Annotated in this window: 17 protein-coding genes; 7 read left to right on the top strand and 10 right to left on the bottom strand. The window is 37.1% G+C overall.

The genetic code is table 11. The features are described 5' to 3' along the window. Positions 1 to 28 precede the first annotated feature (28 nt). Positions 29 to 451 carry a hypothetical protein gene (locus tag AC0GLR_RS06260; protein WP_495604600.1) on the bottom strand — a complete coding sequence of 141 codons (423 nt, stop codon included), beginning with the start codon at positions 449 to 451 and terminating at the stop codon, positions 29 to 31. 13 nt (positions 452 to 464) lie between these two features. Continuing rightward, positions 465 to 1,871: a 23S rRNA (uracil(1939)-C(5))-methyltransferase RlmD gene (gene rlmD / locus AC0GLR_RS06255; protein WP_495604599.1), complete on the bottom strand. Its 1,407-nt coding sequence runs from the start codon at positions 1,869 to 1,871 to the stop codon at positions 465 to 467. A 158-nt stretch (positions 1,872 to 2,029) separates the two neighbouring features. Here rlmD and AC0GLR_RS06250 point away from each other — a divergent pair, with 158 nt between their 5' ends. Further along, a complete protein-coding gene (locus AC0GLR_RS06250) occupies positions 2,030 to 2,686 on the top strand; it encodes an ABC transporter ATP-binding protein (protein WP_495604598.1) in 657 nt (218 codons plus the stop codon). Beyond that, positions 2,679 to 3,440 carry an ABC transporter permease gene (locus AC0GLR_RS06245; RefSeq protein ID WP_495604597.1) on the top strand — a complete coding sequence of 254 codons (762 nt, stop codon included), beginning with the start codon at positions 2,679 to 2,681 and terminating at the stop codon, positions 3,438 to 3,440. The genes AC0GLR_RS06250 and AC0GLR_RS06245 overlap by 8 nt, the downstream gene beginning before the upstream one ends. A gap of 46 nt (positions 3,441 to 3,486) precedes the next feature. On the opposite strand, the gene AC0GLR_RS06240 is transcribed toward AC0GLR_RS06245, so the two are convergent. From AC0GLR_RS06240 to AC0GLR_RS06205, 8 genes are all read right to left on the bottom strand, one after another. Next, positions 3,487 to 4,419 (bottom strand): ABC transporter ATP-binding protein, encoded by a 933-nt coding sequence (locus tag AC0GLR_RS06240; protein WP_495604596.1) that lies wholly within the window; start codon positions 4,417 to 4,419, stop codon positions 3,487 to 3,489. Continuing rightward, positions 4,412 to 5,461 (bottom strand): ABC transporter ATP-binding protein, encoded by a 1,050-nt coding sequence (locus AC0GLR_RS06235; protein ID WP_495604595.1) that lies wholly within the window; start codon positions 5,459 to 5,461, stop codon positions 4,412 to 4,414. The genes AC0GLR_RS06240 and AC0GLR_RS06235 overlap by 8 nt, the downstream gene beginning before the upstream one ends. Before the next feature lie 14 nt (positions 5,462 to 5,475). After that, the gene (locus tag AC0GLR_RS06230) at positions 5,476 to 6,495 is read right to left on the bottom strand and encodes an ABC transporter permease (RefSeq protein ID WP_495604594.1); all 1,020 of its coding nucleotides are present in this window, start codon (positions 6,493 to 6,495) and stop codon (positions 5,476 to 5,478) included. Continuing rightward, positions 6,495 to 7,427 carry an oligopeptide ABC transporter permease gene (gene opp3b / locus AC0GLR_RS06225; protein WP_054646637.1) on the bottom strand — a complete coding sequence of 311 codons (933 nt, stop codon included), beginning with the start codon at positions 7,425 to 7,427 and terminating at the stop codon, positions 6,495 to 6,497. The genes AC0GLR_RS06230 and opp3b overlap by 1 nt, the downstream gene beginning before the upstream one ends. 13 nt (positions 7,428 to 7,440) lie before the next feature. After that, complete coding sequence (locus AC0GLR_RS06220; protein WP_495604593.1) at positions 7,441 to 9,087, bottom strand: peptide ABC transporter substrate-binding protein; 1,647 nt, start codon at positions 9,085 to 9,087, stop codon at positions 7,441 to 7,443. 243 nt (positions 9,088 to 9,330) lie between these two features. Continuing rightward, positions 9,331 to 9,534: a hypothetical protein gene (locus AC0GLR_RS06215; protein WP_495604592.1), complete on the bottom strand. Its 204-nt coding sequence runs from the start codon at positions 9,532 to 9,534 to the stop codon at positions 9,331 to 9,333. A gap of 133 nt (positions 9,535 to 9,667) precedes the next feature. Beyond that, the gene (locus AC0GLR_RS06210; RefSeq protein WP_495604591.1) at positions 9,668 to 10,498 is read right to left on the bottom strand and encodes a DUF6198 family protein; all 831 of its coding nucleotides are present in this window, start codon (positions 10,496 to 10,498) and stop codon (positions 9,668 to 9,670) included. 21 nt (positions 10,499 to 10,519) lie between these two features. Beyond that, a complete protein-coding gene (locus tag AC0GLR_RS06205) occupies positions 10,520 to 11,533 on the bottom strand; it encodes a zinc-dependent alcohol dehydrogenase family protein (protein WP_495605427.1) in 1,014 nt (337 codons plus the stop codon). Positions 11,534 to 11,918: 385 nt separating this feature from the next. On the opposite strand from AC0GLR_RS06205, the gene rbsK reads away from it, so the two are divergent. From rbsK to AC0GLR_RS06180, 5 genes are all read left to right on the top strand, one after another. Then, positions 11,919 to 13,550: a ribokinase gene (gene rbsK / locus AC0GLR_RS06200; protein ID WP_495604590.1), complete on the top strand. Its 1,632-nt coding sequence runs from the start codon at positions 11,919 to 11,921 to the stop codon at positions 13,548 to 13,550. 69 nt (positions 13,551 to 13,619) lie between these two features. Next, on the top strand, positions 13,620 to 13,862 hold the full coding sequence (locus AC0GLR_RS06195) for a hypothetical protein (protein ID WP_495604589.1): 243 nt from the start codon (positions 13,620 to 13,622) through the stop codon (positions 13,860 to 13,862). 75 nt (positions 13,863 to 13,937) lie between these two features. Further along, a complete protein-coding gene (locus AC0GLR_RS06190) occupies positions 13,938 to 14,873 on the top strand; it encodes a phosphoglycerate dehydrogenase (RefSeq protein ID WP_495604588.1) in 936 nt (311 codons plus the stop codon). Positions 14,874 to 14,935: 62 nt separating this feature from the next. Then, complete coding sequence (locus AC0GLR_RS06185; protein ID WP_495604587.1) at positions 14,936 to 15,259, top strand: sigma factor; 324 nt, start codon at positions 14,936 to 14,938, stop codon at positions 15,257 to 15,259. Next, positions 15,177 to 15,482 carry a sigma factor-like helix-turn-helix DNA-binding protein gene (locus AC0GLR_RS06180; protein WP_495604586.1) on the top strand — a complete coding sequence of 102 codons (306 nt, stop codon included), beginning with the start codon at positions 15,177 to 15,179 and terminating at the stop codon, positions 15,480 to 15,482. Before AC0GLR_RS06185 ends, AC0GLR_RS06180 begins: the two co-directional genes overlap by 83 nt. Positions 15,483 to 15,547 lie beyond the last annotated feature (65 nt).

Raw genomic sequence — 15,547 nt, 5'->3', positions numbered from 1 at the left:
CCATCAAGTTGACTTGATGGCATTTTGTTTATTTATAATAATGATGTGACTTTAATAAGTCAGCTGATTTTTTATCAACGGGTTTATAACCGAGATTTTGTAAATGTCTAAAGTACATGAAGTTATAACTAAAACCCCAAACTATTTCAAATAGGAGCCGTAATTCTCCAATTGAAGTGTATAAATCCATGCCGGTTACGTATGTTAAGAGCATCACACAAAAAGCTTCAATACCTAACATACAGAATAAGTTATACCAATCACCACGAAAGATGGCGGGTAAAACGCCAAAGATTAGACAGGTAAATGAAAATCCGACTTTATTAACCCGAATATCATCTTTATCATTTTTTACTACCGCATAGTTTGGCGGAATAATGGGTAACAGATTGAAATTGTTTTTATTCTGTTCATCGTCATTATTGTCACCGCCAAAGTTAAATGGGTTCATAAAACAAGCCCTCCTATTTTAGTGTAAATTTAACAACAATTTCAACGTGTGCCGTTTGTGGCATCATATCAATTGGCTGTAGATAGTCTACATTATACGATTTAGTTAGTTGTACTAAATCTTGTGCTAATGTTGATTGATTACAAGAGACGTAGACAAATTTTTCTGGTCTAGTCTGTAAGATGGCATCAATCAAATGCTGATCAAGTCCAACTCGTGGTGGATCAACGACTAAAGCTGTAGGATGCCAGCCCTCGCTCATCCATTGCGGCAGAATGTCTTCCGCTTTACCAAAATAGTATTTAGCATTATGAATGTTATTAATTTCAGCATTATGATTAGCATCCTCAATGGCTTCTTTAATCGTATCCATTCCACGGACTTCTGCGACTTGGCGAGCCAGTGAAAGACCAATCGTTCCAACTCCAGAATAAGCATCGACTAAACGATCTTCTTGATCAAGTTGTAAGGCTTTTCCAGCTAAATGATAGAGTTTAGGGGTCATAATAGAGTTTAACTGGAGAAAGGCCCGAGGAGATAATTCAAATGACAAACCATCAATCTTTTCGGTGATGGTTTCGCTTCCAGCTAACCGAATGGTCTCATCCCCCCAAATAAGTGGAGTTTCACTTGGATTAATATTTTGCATTACTGAAGTTACTTCAGGAAGTTTCTCAGCAATTTTCATAATTAATTGTTTTTTCTTTAATAACTTAGACGAGTTGGTGATAAAGACTACCTGGACTTCATTAGTATTGAGAGCAGCTCGGACAACAATAGTTTTTAAAATCCCGGAATGATTGGATTCAATATAAGTTGGAATCTGTAATTCTTGTACCATCGCTACGACAGCTCGCATCACTTTCATAGTAACTGGGTATTGAACTGCACAAGTTTCCATATCAACAACTTCGTGAGTTCCTTCTTTGTACAAGCCAGCGATGACTTTGCCATCTGTTTCGGTACGAACTTGAAACTGGGCCTTGTTACGATACTTATAAGGATCTTCCATCCCAATTGTGGAACGGACATCATATTTTTCAAAGCCGCGAGGATGATAGCGACTTAACGCTTGTTTTACTAAGTCGCGTTTGAATTTTAATTGTTGACTATATTCTAAGTCTTCTAATGCTAAACCACCGACTTCGTTAGCATAGCGATCTCTGGGTTGAACTCTGAATTTGCTTTTTTTATCAATTTGTTTTAATTCAGCACGTAGATATTTTGGCTCAATTTCAGTAATATCAGCCTGAACTAGTTCGGTTGGTAGAGCACCTGGAACAAAGATTAATTTACGGTGATAATATCCGACACCTTCACCGTTGATTCCGAGTCTTTTAATAGTTACGGTTACTCGTTGATGTAATTCTACTTTGACGTCCTTTGTTTTTTGTTTTGTTTTACCTTGATTATATTTCATTGTAACTCCTTTTAAATGTATACATTTAATTATATCATTTTATCGTACTAAACTTGCAGGATAGGTAGTCCAGGACTACTAATCTTTGAATAACAGTTTTGTACAATCAAGAAATAGCGTATAATTGGGAGAGATTAAAAACGAATAGGAGATTTTTTATGCATCAATTAGAAACAAAGAATCTTTATTATACTGTTGATAATAAACAAATTATCAATGATATTAACTGGTGGATTGACAAACAAGAAATTGCAACAATTACGGGACCATCTGGAAGCGGTAAATCAACTTTTGTAAAATTGTTAGCTTCGTTATTGACTCCGACTTCTGGCTCCGTCAGCTTTGAAGGAAAGAACGTCAAAGATATTGATCCGATTGTCTATCGCCGTGAGGTTTCGTATGCCGTTCAACAGCCAACTTTATTTGGTGATACAGTGCGGGAAAATTTGGAATTTCCTTATCAAATCCGTAAGAAACCGTTTGATGAAAGCCATGCCATCAAAGCGCTCCAAACGGTTGATTTAGGGAAAGATGATCTAGATCGACAAGTTACGAGTCTTTCCGGTGGTGAAAAACAGAGAATTGCACTGTTACGGAATGTAATGTTTGTACCGAAAGTTTTAATTTTGGACGAAGTTACTACTGGTCTTGACTCAGACAGTAAAGCCAGTGTTCACAAGATGATTGATTATTTTAATAATAAGTATGCCGTAACGGTGATCATGATTACTCATGATGATGAAGAGATTAAGCACGCTCAACATCTTTATATCATCAAAGATGGCAAGATGGAGGAGGCTAGTCAGAATGCATAATTTAATTGTTTCCAATTCTGCGTTGGCATTGACTGGAGTTTTTGTCTTATTTGCACTTTGGATTGGTTATCGTGAACAATTGGGGATTGGTAAAGACTTGATTGTTGCGACAATTCGTTGTGTTGTTCAGTTATTTATTGTCGGATACGTCTTAAAATATGTTTTTAAAGTCGATAACTGGCTGCTCACAATTGCATTGATTCTGATTATTATCTTCAATGGGGCCTATAATGCTAAAGGTCGTAGTAATGGGTTACGGAATTCCTTTTCCATTTCGCTAACAGCTATTTCGACTAGTACCATTGTGATTTTGTTAGTCTTAGTTTTAGATGGAGCCGTTAAGTTTATTCCATCGCAAATTATTCCGTTGACTGGGATGATCGTTAGTAATTCGATGGTCGCAATGGGACTATGTTTTAGAACGATGAATTCGATGTTTAAAGATCGGCGTTCCCAAGTCATGGAAATGTTGGCACTCGGGGCTAGTCCGTTAGTGGCTAGTAAAAACATTATTCGTGATTCGATTAAAACGGGTTTACAGCCTACGATTGATACTGCCAAAACAGTTGGATTAGTGGCTCTACCTGGAATGATGTCAGGAATGATTTTTGCGGGGGCTGATCCGGTGTTGGCTATTAAATATCAAATCATGATTACTTTTATGTTACTAGGAATTACCTCAATTAGTTCAATTATCGGATGTTACATGGGCTACAAGAGTTTCTTTAATCAATATGATCAATTAGTTAAATAAATTAAAAGCGATGAATCGAATTAAATTCGGTCCATCGCTTTTTTAGTTATTCAGCATATTTAGCAGCCGTTGCTTCATCACAGTAAAGATAGTGTCCAGGAAGTACTTCGCGAAGTTCTTCGCCCTCCTTAAAGGGATGACTATGATCAAAAGTTTTAATTTTATGCTTACGTTCTGCTTCTGGATCAGGAATGGGAACAGCTGATAATAAACTTTGCGTATAAGGATGTAACGGATTGTTATAAACTTCATCAGTCGTTGATAGTTCAACGATTTTGCCCTTATACAAGACAGCAATTCGATCACTGATATGTTTCACCATTGATAGATCATGAGCAATAAACAAGTAAGTTAAATTTTGTTCTTCTTGGATATCTTGTAATAAGTTCACCACTTGTGCTTGGATGGAAACATCGAGTGCTGAGATGGGTTCGTCAGCAATGATAAAGGAAGGTTGTACTGCAAGAGCACGCGCAATTCCAATTCGTTGACGTTGACCACCTGAAAATTCGCTAGGATAACGATTAGCAAATCCAGGATTTAAGTTAACTTTTTTTAATAAGTCAGCTACTTGGCGATCTCGATCGGCATTGTCTTTAGCTAGATGATGTACGTCGATTCCTTCAGCAATGATATCTTTAACTTTCATCCGTGGGTCCAGTGAAGCGTAGGGATCTTGAAAGATCATTTGCATGTTTTTTCGAAAATCTTTTAATTGCCGTTTTTTCAATTTAGCGATATTTTTACCGTTAAAATGAATGTCGCCGCTGGTGGGATCATATAAACGAATAATACTACGTCCGGTGGTGGTTTTTCCCGAACCAGATTCACCAACAAGTCCTAAAGTTTCACCTTCGTAGATATCAAAGGAGATGTCATCGACAGCCTTAACTTCATCTTTTTTACCAGCATTAAAGTATTCTTTTAAATGTCTAACCTTAACTGCTACTTTCCGATCTTTATTTTGTACATCAGCCATCGTTTTCACCTCGCAATTTATGATATTGATTATAACGTTCCTGGATTGAAGCAGGAGGCGTTACCTTTGGTGCTTTAGGATCTAAAAGCCAGGTAGCGGCATAGTGAGTATCAGTGACTTTGAAAAACGGCGGTTGTAAACGTTCATCAATCTTCATGGCATACTCGCTACGAGGGGCGAATGCATCTCCTTTTGGCGGATCAATTAAATTTGCTGGGGTTCCAGGAATTGCTTTCAAACGTTTGCCTTCTAAGCCTAGAGTAGGCATGGAGTCTAACAACCCCCAAGTATAAGGGTGTTTTGGATCATAGTAGATTTCGTCGGTTGTACCATATTCGATAATCTTACCGGCATACATCACAGCTACTCGATCAGCAATCCCAGCTACTACGCCTAGGTCATGAGTAATAAAGATAATTGAGGTTCCAATTTTCTTTTGTAAATCTTTTAATAAGTTAATGATTTGTGCTTGCACCGTTACATCTAAGGCGGTAGTTGGTTCATCAGCGATTAAAATTTCAGGATTATCAATAATTGCCATGGCAATTACGATTCTTTGTCGTTGACCACCAGAAAATTGGTGTGGATAGTTATGCATCCGTTCTTTTGCATTTGGAATACCTACTAAGTCAAGAACTTCCTGTGCTCGTTTCATGGCTTCTTTTTCAGAAGTATCATGGTGAACACGTAAAGGTTCAGCAACTTGTTTGCCAATTGTCATCGTGGGATCCAATGAAGTCATGGGATCCTGGAAAATCATCGAAATATCTTTACCTCGAATCTTGTCCATTTCTTTCGGACTTAATTCCAAAAGATTTTTACCATGGAAGGTAATTTCACCGTTGGTTACTTTAGCATTTTTAGCATAGAGTTGAATCACACTTCGAACAGTTACAGATTTACCAGATCCAGATTCACCTACTAGAGCGAGAGTTTCACCTTTGTTTAAGTCAAAACTAACGTCTCGAATGGCATGCACCGTTCCGTTTAAGGTAGAGAAATCAACTTCTAAATCTTTAACTTCTAATACTTTGTCAGTCATCGTGTTCCTCCTTTCTAATCAGATTGAGGATCGAATGCATCACGCATTCCATCACCGAGCAGGTTGGTAGTAATCATGATCAAACTCAAGATAATTGCAGGAATCCACATTTGATATGGTAAGAAGTGGAAAGCTTTTTGCCCATCATTCATCAATGTTCCTAGTGATGCTGATGGAGCAGGAATTCCGATTCCGATGAAACTAAGAAAGGCTTCAAAGAAGATAGCCGTTGGAATGGAGAACATAGTTTGAATAATGATGGTTGAGCTTAGGTTAGGGAGCAAATGGCGAAGGGAAATTTTCCATTTAGATTCACCTAATGTTTCTGAAGCTAAAACATATTCATTTTGTTTTAATTTGAAGACTTGGGCTCTAATCAAACGAGCCATCGTAATCCAACCAGTAAAGGCAATGGCGATGATGATTGAAGTTAAACCAGGTTTCAAAACAATCAAAAGCAAGATAACCACAATCAAATCAGGAACAGAAGAAATAATTTCAATAATACGTTGTAAGAAAGTATCAACTCGTTCACTGGCTAAACCAGAGATAATTCCATAAGGAACCCCGATTAATAAATCAAGTAGGGTTGCTACGATGGCAACGATGATTGATAAACGAGTTCCATATAGGATTCTAGCAAACAGGTCACGACCAAGGTAGTCAGTTCCAAATAAATAGTAAGTTCCATGGGGAACATGAGCTGCTTGGTAGGCATTGACAGTTTTACCGCCAACCGTCTGCATCCCGTTTAGACCGGGGATGTTTAAATTGCCTAGTTTCGGTGGTAGGTTGGCAAACAATACATTTTGGGTGTTGGGATCAGTCGGAACAAAGAAGGGGCCAACAAAAGCAATTAACACAATTAAAATCAATAAGAAGAAAGAAACCATTGCAACTTTGTTATGCACAAACCGCCGTTTTACATCTTGAAAGTAAGTTCGCGATACCCCAGACACTTCTTGGGGAATATTAGATAAGTCATTACTAACATATTGAAATTCAGTTTCCTCTGGTGGTAAATATTGGCTCATTATGCTTTCCCTCCTTTTCCAAGTCTGATTCGTGGATCGATAATGCCATAAAGAATATCAACGATAAGAATGACAACTACCATTAAGAATGAGTAGAACAAGGTTAGTCCCATGATAGTTGGGTAATCGTTAGTTAAGATTGATTGAACAAATTGATCGCCAATGCCGGGGATGGAGAAGATTGATTCAACCACCATCGAACCGGTCATGATAGTAACTGCCATTGGACCAACTACAGTAATAATTGGAATCAATGAGTTTCTAAGGGCGTGTTTGACAATTACTTGCCAGCTGGCATCACCTTTGGCTTTGGCTAGCTCAATGTAATCGCTGTTTAGCACGTCTACCATTTCAGTTCGCATGTAACGAGCGATACTAGCTAGTGGGAAGGCTGCCAATGCCAGAGTTGGCAGTATTGAGGAACTAAATCCGTGCCAAAGAGCTACAGGGAACCAGTGAAGTTTGTAACCAAGATAGTATTGTAGTAAAACTGCCAACACGAAACTAGGAATTGAAAGACCTAGGATAGAAACAATCGTAGTTAAGCTATCAATCCAAGTATTTTTCTTAATAGCAGCAATACTTCCAAACACAATTCCTAACAAACTCCCAAGAATCATAGCTTGCAGTCCTAATTGCATGGATGGACCAATGTGATCGCCAATCAATTGAGTAACCGGTTCGTTGTTGAATTGGAAGGACGTTCCTAAATCACCATGGACCAAGTTATTCATATACATTAAATATTGTTCAAATAATGGTTTATTAAAACCATACTTTTGATTAAGGGCAGCTAGCTGAGTTGGACTCATTTTATTTTGGTTGGTATAAGGTGTTCCGGGTAATCCCTTCATCATAAAGAAGGTAATGGACGCAATAATCAACAAGGTTAAAACCAAGTAGAAAAGTCGTTTTAAAATATATTTTGTCATAGTTTACCTCCTTTTATTTTTTGTAAACATCAACCATGTTGTACAAGCCGGTTGGTGTTTGTTCGAAACCTTTAACATCGGGTTTAGTTAAAGCGGCATTAGTATTTTGATAAACAGGGATTGCACCTTGTTCCTTAGTGATAATACTTTGGGCTGCTAACATATCATTCCAACGTTTTTCGGGATTATTGACATCTTTGGTTTCACTATTCTTAACGTATTTATCGTATTGAGCATTTTCCCAGCTACCGTCATTATTAGGATTACCTTTGGTAAAGAGATCTAAGAAGTTGGTTGGATCTGGATAATCAGCAATCCAAGCGGCACCAATCATATCAAAGTTCTTGGTAGACTGACGCTGAACTCTTGTTTTGAACGGAACATTGCTAAGCGTAATTTTCAATCCAGGTAAATTCTTTTGCATAGTGTCTTGGATGTATTCGCTCATTTTCTTGGTGGTATCTGTATCATCAGCAGTGAAAGTAAAGTCTACATTTTTTTGTCCGGTTTCTTTCAAACCTTCTTGCCAAAGTTTAGTTGCTTTAGCTGGATCATAATTGGTGTACTTTTTATCGGCTTTGGCTGATGGTTCGTCAGTAAAGTCCACGCCACTCTTAGGGTTCTTGCTCATGTCTTGTGGAACAACACTGTGAGCTGGGATACCAGTTTTACCAAGAATAATGTTAGAAAGTTCATCACGGTTGATTGATAGAGCCATGGCCTGACGTAACTTTTTATTCTTCATGAATGGGAATTTTTTCTCATTCGTTTCAAGATAGTAAGTAGAGTTTTGTGGGGTTGTTGAAAAGTCTTTGTTATTAGATAACTGGTGAGCAGCATCTCCGCCAAGGTTGTTCAAACGATCTAACATGTTGGTATCATATAGGTTCAATCCGGTGTTAGGATCACTGATTACATACCATTTCAGCTGATCAGTTTTAACGTGTTTGGCATTCCAATAACTATTGTTTTTGGTGTCATGCCATTCTGTATCTCCGGCTTTCCAATTTTCCAGTTTGTAAGGGCCGTTGAATACCATTCCTTTACTAGTAATTCCGTAGTTTGATCCATTAGCCGTGACAGCCTTTTTGTTAAGCGGATAGAATTGAGCACCGGATACTAAGGTGTCAAAATATGGAATTGGATGCTCTAAAGTAACTTGTAGTTTGTACTTATTAAGGGCCTTGATACCGAGCGTATCTGGTTTTTTCTTACCTGCCACGATATCATCAGCATTTTTAACTCCGCTGTATATGTAAGAATATTGTGAAGCAGTTTTAGGATCAACCATTCTTTGCCAAGCATAAACGAAGTCGTTGGCAGTCACTGTATCACCGTTAGACCACTTGGTCTTTTTAAGATCAATGGTGTATTTTTTACCACCATCAGTCGGTTTAGCAATTGATTTAGCAACACCGGGTTCCAATTTGTTACCGGAGTAGCGGTACAAACCTTCCATAGTATTGCTCAATTCCTGAGCACCAACTAAAGTGGTGTTTAATGATGAATCCATGGTGCTAATACTAGCATTGGAACTTACAGAAATTGTTTTCTTAGCATTAGCGCTGTTATCTTTTTTTTGGGAGCAACCAGCTAAAGATAAAGCGGCAACTCCAAGAATTGCTAAAGAAAATAGTTTACGATGGTGGAAACTTTTCATTGTGACACCTCCAAATAAATAAAACTTAAGTTTTTATTATGATAAGGCTTATTTTTTAAATTGTAAATGATTTTCTTAACATTTGTTTAATTTATATTTATTTTATCGGGTTATTTGCTATTGTGTGTCATTTATTTACGCATAATGTTTGTATTATTCCTTTGATATAAAAAAGACTTAATTAACAAAAAACGCCTAACTTCGTGAAAAGTACACGAAATTAGGCGTTTTTTAATTGATTATTTACATTGATCTTAAAACGGAACTGGCAACCACTACTAATGCAATGCCAACTAAACAGAGAGAATATATGACATCACAAAAATGATAGATTCGATCCTGACCTTTGGAAGGCTTTTTGGTAAACGCACCATTTAAAGCCTCAAATACTAAACAAATCAACATAATTAAAACTAATAATGCAGCCACAACTTTTTTGATTGCCATATACTTTCATCTCACTCGTTATTTTATTTACTTAATTATAGTCTTTTTCTTGATTTTGCTGAAATGATTAGCAACCTAAGTTAACAAAAAAACTCTAAATGATGAATTTTTACATCACTTAGAGTTTTTTGAATTAATCTTTTTTATTTTCATGTTCGTTAATGTCATCATCGATTTCTTCAACGATGGTTGGATCATCAACTGGAACATCAACTGCTTGATGTTTTAAATGAGGGAAAACTAATTTGTCAGCGATTCCTGTAATATTACCCTGGAATAAGAAGGCAAAAATCGTTCCAATTCCGTAATAAGTAAATTGACGGGTAATAGCAAAAGCGACAATTCCCATAATCGTTGGGGGAATGTATGATGCCCACATTGCTTTTCCAGCATTTCCTTTGAAATACTTGAAACGCAGAATTTGCATCAAATCATCAGCGGGGTGGAGCACTAAGTTAACCCGTTGATAAATTGAGATAGCGATTGCAATTAAAGCAACCCCTACAAAGTTAATCAAAACGTAAAAGACGATTAACCACCAATCTCCATGATGTGCATTAGCAATTGGAATATTGATGATGGGATTCATATGAATCCCAAAGATATCGCCACCAACAAAAAGATTATCAAAGAATTGAATTAAAAACGAGAATGGTACCATGAAAATTACATTTCCAATAGCGCGACCCCAATCCCAATGACCAACTAAAATGGCATTCAAAATGGTAATTACCACCCCAAGGATTAGAAAGGCCCAGAAAAGATTCCATCCAAAAGCAATTCCTAAGTTAGTTTCCGCTGCGGTCCAATAAGCAGACCCTAAAAAAGAGGGGAGAACTTTGGAACTAGAAACCAAGGTTAATACGTTTCCCAGTGAATTAATAACTAAGGAAAGTACAAAAAACATGATGGAAGTTTTCATGGAAATGGTACGTGGCGTTTTTTTGGGTTTTGTATAAGCCATGCAGATCTCCTCGTTATTTAATTATTTAAGATCAGGGTTGACAGCAACAACAGTCTTACCAGTCTTAGGTGTAGTGTGGTTCAATACGCCTTCCACTTCATTTAAGCTAATGGTGTTAGCTTGGTAAGGTTCTACTTTAACGGCACCTGATTCAAGCAATGCAAGTGAGTCTTCGAAAGAGTTAGGGTTAATCATTGAACCTTTAACTGTTAATTGTTTCTTGAAGATTTCATAAGTGTTCATTGAGAAAGTTTGACCTGGTTCTCCAACACCAAACATGAATACTTGGGCACCTTTGTTAGTGTGTTTAACAGCTGCTTCTTGAGTTTCTGGTTTACCAACAGCTTCGATTACAACGTCGTAATCACCAGGAATTTCTTCTTTAGTAGTGTTAACGACGTGGTTCAAGTTTAATTCTTTCTTTTCTTGAGCAAGAAGGTCATCGTGACGACCAGTCATTGTGATGTCTTGGATGCCGTAAGCTCTTAATAATTGAGCAAATAACTTAGCCATGTAACCATCACCAATGATTAAAGCGTTCATATGTGGTTGGATGTTTTCCATAATGTGCATAGTGTGAACACCACATGAGATTGGTTCTAATGAACAAGCAGCTTTAAGTGAAACAGCATCTGGAACATGGTAAACAACAGTATCTGGGGCAGTGAAGTATTGTTCCAAACCACCATCACGAGTTACACCAACTGCAGAAAGGTTGTCACATTCTTCAAAGAGACCGATGTGACAGTAGAAACATTTGCCACAGTAGATATTAGGGTCAACGGCAACTCGGTCGCCTTCTTTAAAGTTTTTAACATTTTTACCAACTGATTTAACAACACCTGAGTTTTCGTGTCCTAAAACGATAGGAGGAACAGCATCTGCTGAACCTGGAAGTCCATTGAAAAGTGCGTTATCAGTACCACAGATACCAGCATAAGCAGTTTCAATTAAAACTTCGTCATCCTTTGGAGTTGGGATGTCTCGTTCTTCCATCTTCATTTCTTGTTTACCGGTCATTACTAAAGCTTTCATTTTGTCAGCCATAATTAAATCTCCTTCTTGATTTGAAAGTTACAAATTGAGCATACGAATTAAATAAAAAAAGAATTAATAAAAATAGTTTGTTTTTATTTAATCCAAATGTATTTCTCTACACTTAAAAATATAAACCGTTTACATTATTATTGCAAGGGGTTTTTCAGGGTTTTTACGAGTTGAAATGTTTTCACAAAATCAAAGTTGATTAATGTATTTTTACATTCCTATCCTGACAGCCATAGAAACATAAAAATCCAGTAAAACTTAATAAAACATTTCACAAACTTAGTGGAGTTAAAATTTATTTTTATTTATTGTAAGCGGTTACATAAAATATGGATTGGTGCTAAACTATAATTAAAGAACGGAGGACGTGACAATGACAAAGAAAATCGTAGTAGTTGGTTCAACTAATGTAGATAAAGTTTTAAACGTTGATAAATATGCTTTACCTGGTGAAACACTGGCAATTAATACTTATCAGCAATCGCATGGCGGCGGGAAAGGTGCTAATCAGGCGATTGCTGCTGCTCGATCCGGTGCTGAAACGACTTTTATTACTAAATTAGGTAATGACGAAGACGCAAAGATGATGATTGCTGGGTTTAAACAAGATCAAATGAATGTTGGTCATTTAATTACAACGCAGGATCATGAAACTGGAAAAGCTTACATTACTGTTGATAAAACCGGCCAGAACTCAATTTATGTTTACGGTGGAGCTAACATGGCGATGACTCCAGAAGATGTGGAAGCTCATCGGGATGCAATTATGAATGCCGACCGTATTATTGCACAACTGGAAATTCCAATTCCGGCAATCATCGCAGCCTTTAAGATTGCCAAGGAAAACGGAGTTCAGACTATCTTAAATCCAGCTCCAGCACGCCAACTACCAGAAGAATTATTGCAATTAACCGATATCATTACCCCTAATGAAACCGAGTCACAAACTTTGACAGGAATTGAGGTTAAGGATGAAGTTTCTATGTTAGATAATGCTACGATTTTCTTTGAAAAAGGAATTAAAATGGTAATTATCACAGTTGGTGACAAGGGATCATTTTATGCTACCCCAACTGAACATGATTTTATTCCAGCATTTAAAGTAAAAGCAGTTGATACTACGGCTGCTGGAGATACATTTATTGGTGCCTTAGCTTCACAGTTAGCAATGGATAACTCTAATATTAAAGAAGCTATGTTATATGCAAATCACGCATCTTCATTAACAGTTCAGGTGGCAGGTGCACAAAACTCGATTCCAACCGAAGCCGAGATTCGGAATGTGATTAAACAGGATAGCATTTCTAAAGAAGAAATCGAAAAAGAAAAACAACAAGCAGCTGAGTTTGCGGCGCAACAAATCCCTAATCATATTACATTGGGATTAGGTTCTGGAACGACATCAGCTTACTTTGTAAAAGCAATTCAAAAACGAATTGTAAATGAAAAATTAGATATTCAATGTGTTGCAACTTCACTTGGAACGCAAAAGTTAGCCGAAAGTCTGCATATGAATATGTTAGATGTAAATACCATTGATGAAGTCGATATTACCGTTGATGGTGCCGACGTAGTTGATGACAAGTTAAACGGAATTAAAGGCGGCGGGGCAGCTTTACTTTTTGAAAAGTTAGTTGCCAAAATGTCGAAAAAGAACATTTGGATTGTGGATTCTACGAAGTACCATCAAACTTTGGAAGGAAAACAGATGCCAGTCGAAGTAATTCCGTTTGGTGGGATGGGAGTCTTTCGTTATTTACGTGACAATGGTTATCATCCAGCTTTCCGTTTTGAAGAAAATGGCGATATTTTAGAAACTGATTCAGGTAACTATTTAATCAACATCACAATTCCTAAACATGCCGATTTAAAAGATTTATCGAAAAATTTAAAGGATCAAACCGGAGTGGTCGAACACGGATTGTTCTTGAATGTTTGTGATGAACTAATAATTGGTGGCGATCAGATTAAGACCATCAAGCGAGAAGATTTAGCTACCAAGTAAAGATATTGTTATTAAACATTTAATATGTGTTAAAATTAAGTTAATCAATTTAAGATGGAGGCAATTATTATGGATCAAGTACAAATCAAATATATTATTGTGAACTACATTAAATACAAACTTAACGAAGTTTTCGTTAACTATGCTGATGGTGAAGGTAAACTTCAATCAAGCGATATCGTTATTAACGACTTCATTCGTGGCAGACATAAAGTTTATGTTGCTGACAAGAATGGCAAAAAAGTTCGTCTTGACTACAAATACAACAATGGTCAAGTATACATTGCTAACCCAGCTAATGAATTAGCTTAAAACTAATCTAACCAGGAGATTCGAGTCGACAATGCGTCGGTTTGAATCTTTTTGTTTTTATAAGGAGATTTAATGATGACAAAAAAAGTTGCAATTCCTAGATCATTAGCAAAAGTGGGAAAAGATGAGTTAAACAAGCATCAAATTGAAATAGTTGAATTACCAGACGATAAAATTTCAACTTTATTAGATTTAGCCAGTGATGCCGATGGTATTATTTGGGGTCTTGCTCCATTTCCTAATGAAACATTAGTCAAAATGCCTAATCTAAAAATTGTGGCACGGATTGGGGTAGGATATGATAATCTTGATGTTTCATATTTTGCGGCTCATGGTGTGTACGTGACTATCACGCCCAAAGCTAATGCTTCAACGGTTGCTGAAACGACAGTCGGTGAAATCTTTGATGTTTCTAAAAACATTACGAATGATTCAATGGCAATGCGTAAAGGTGATTGGGGATATAAAGCCACGCATATGGGTTTTGATTTAGAAGGTAAAACAGTGGGAATTCTAGGTTATGGTCGCATCGGACGCCGGGTTGCTCACATGGTTCATGCTTTGGGAATGAAGGTCCTGATTTATTCGCCACATGCTAAAGAATCACCTGATGGCAAAGTTGTCGACCGAGAAACGGTTTTAAAGGATTCCGATATTGTTTCATTACACATGCGGGTTACTCCGGAAACTGAACATAGCATTGGTAAACGTGAATTTTCAATGATGAAAGACTCGGCCGTGCTAATTAATTTAGCACGTGGAGAGTTAGTCGTTACAGATGATTTAGTAGACGCTTTAAAGAACAAAGTGATTAAGGCTGCTGCTTTAGATGTTTTTGACGAACAGCCATTACCATTATCTAGTCCACTTTTTAAACTAGATAACGTGTTGCTTACACCACATATGGCTGCAAATACAGTTGAATGTATGAACCGGATGTCATATGATGCTGCTAGCGAAGTTGTCCTAGTTTTAAATGGTGAAAAACCTTTGTGGGCAGTTACAAAATAAAATAAAACGTTTTTACGTATCTCCTGTCGTAGCTAAAATTTAGTGAAGACAGGAGTTTTTATTTGCAAGCAATCGAAAATAACAGTGATGCCTTTCAATATATGTTAAAGGGTGATCACGAAGTTGTAGTGTATGGAGTTTTAAAAAGTTTGAATATTCGTCCGTTTCACGATAATTATCAAGATTTAGTCCAAGATGGACGTTTAGCGTTTGTTGCTGCTTATGATAAATACCCGCATGAAAGGGAAAATCAGAAGAAAATGCTGAACTATATTTATCAGTCTGTAAGATGGCAAATCCTCGATGGACTGCGCCAGACCAATCGAATCAGCGCCAAAAATGCTGGGGGGGGGGGTAGACGACCTTCTGAGCAACCTGGCATTTAATGATGGCGCCAGTGATGATGTAGAAATAAAAATCTTGTATCAAAAGTTGTTGCAAATGCTAAATCAAAATGAGCGGCAACTTTTAAATGGATTATATATAGAAGGAAAGACAATTTCACAAATTGCCAGTGACCTAAATGTCTCTCGCAAGACGCTGTATCAATGGCGTTTGAAAATACAACAAAAAATAAAACCAATTTGGGGTAACACATCGGCACACTAAAACGTTACTAGTATATGTAAGGGTTGGCCAACTGATTACAAAATAAACTGAGACCTACAAAGAGG

The organism is Fructilactobacillus sp. YLN 2412 (assembly GCF_059488745.1).
This window is presented reverse-complemented; position numbering and strand designations above follow the sequence as displayed.

Bases quoted from the DNA above. Each gene is read 5' to 3' on its own strand.
- AC0GLR_RS06205 (WP_495605427.1), bottom strand. From the start codon at position 11,533: ATGAAAGCTTTAGTAATGACCGGTAAACAAGAAATGAAGATGGAAGAA.
- rbsK (WP_495604590.1), top strand. From the start codon at position 11,919: ATGACAAAGAAAATCGTAGTAGTTGGTTCAACTAATGTAGATAAAGTT.
- AC0GLR_RS06180 (WP_495604586.1), top strand. From the start codon at position 15,177: ATGGACTGCGCCAGACCAATCGAATCAGCGCCAAAAATGCTGGGGGGG.
- opp3b (WP_054646637.1), bottom strand. From the start codon at position 7,427: ATGACAAAATATATTTTAAAACGACTTTTCTACTTGGTTTTAACCTTG.
- AC0GLR_RS06215 (WP_495604592.1), bottom strand. From the start codon at position 9,534: ATGGCAATCAAAAAAGTTGTGGCTGCATTATTAGTTTTAATTATGTTG.
- AC0GLR_RS06220 (WP_495604593.1), bottom strand. From the start codon at position 9,087: ATGAAAAGTTTCCACCATCGTAAACTATTTTCTTTAGCAATTCTTGGA.
- AC0GLR_RS06240 (WP_495604596.1), bottom strand. From the start codon at position 4,419: ATGGCTGATGTACAAAATAAAGATCGGAAAGTAGCAGTTAAGGTTAGA.
- AC0GLR_RS06260 (WP_495604600.1), bottom strand. From the start codon at position 451: ATGAACCCATTTAACTTTGGCGGTGACAATAATGACGATGAACAGAAT.
- AC0GLR_RS06195 (WP_495604589.1), top strand. From the start codon at position 13,620: ATGGATCAAGTACAAATCAAATATATTATTGTGAACTACATTAAATAC.
- AC0GLR_RS06190 (WP_495604588.1), top strand. From the start codon at position 13,938: ATGACAAAAAAAGTTGCAATTCCTAGATCATTAGCAAAAGTGGGAAAA.
- AC0GLR_RS06245 (WP_495604597.1), top strand. From the start codon at position 2,679: ATGCATAATTTAATTGTTTCCAATTCTGCGTTGGCATTGACTGGAGTT.
- AC0GLR_RS06210 (WP_495604591.1), bottom strand. From the start codon at position 10,498: ATGGCTTATACAAAACCCAAAAAAACGCCACGTACCATTTCCATGAAA.
- AC0GLR_RS06230 (WP_495604594.1), bottom strand. From the start codon at position 6,495: ATGAGCCAATATTTACCACCAGAGGAAACTGAATTTCAATATGTTAGT.
- rlmD (WP_495604599.1), bottom strand. From the start codon at position 1,871: ATGAAATATAATCAAGGTAAAACAAAACAAAAAACAAAGGACGTCAAA.
- AC0GLR_RS06235 (WP_495604595.1), bottom strand. From the start codon at position 5,461: ATGACTGACAAAGTATTAGAAGTTAAAGATTTAGAAGTTGATTTCTCT.
- AC0GLR_RS06250 (WP_495604598.1), top strand. From the start codon at position 2,030: ATGCATCAATTAGAAACAAAGAATCTTTATTATACTGTTGATAATAAA.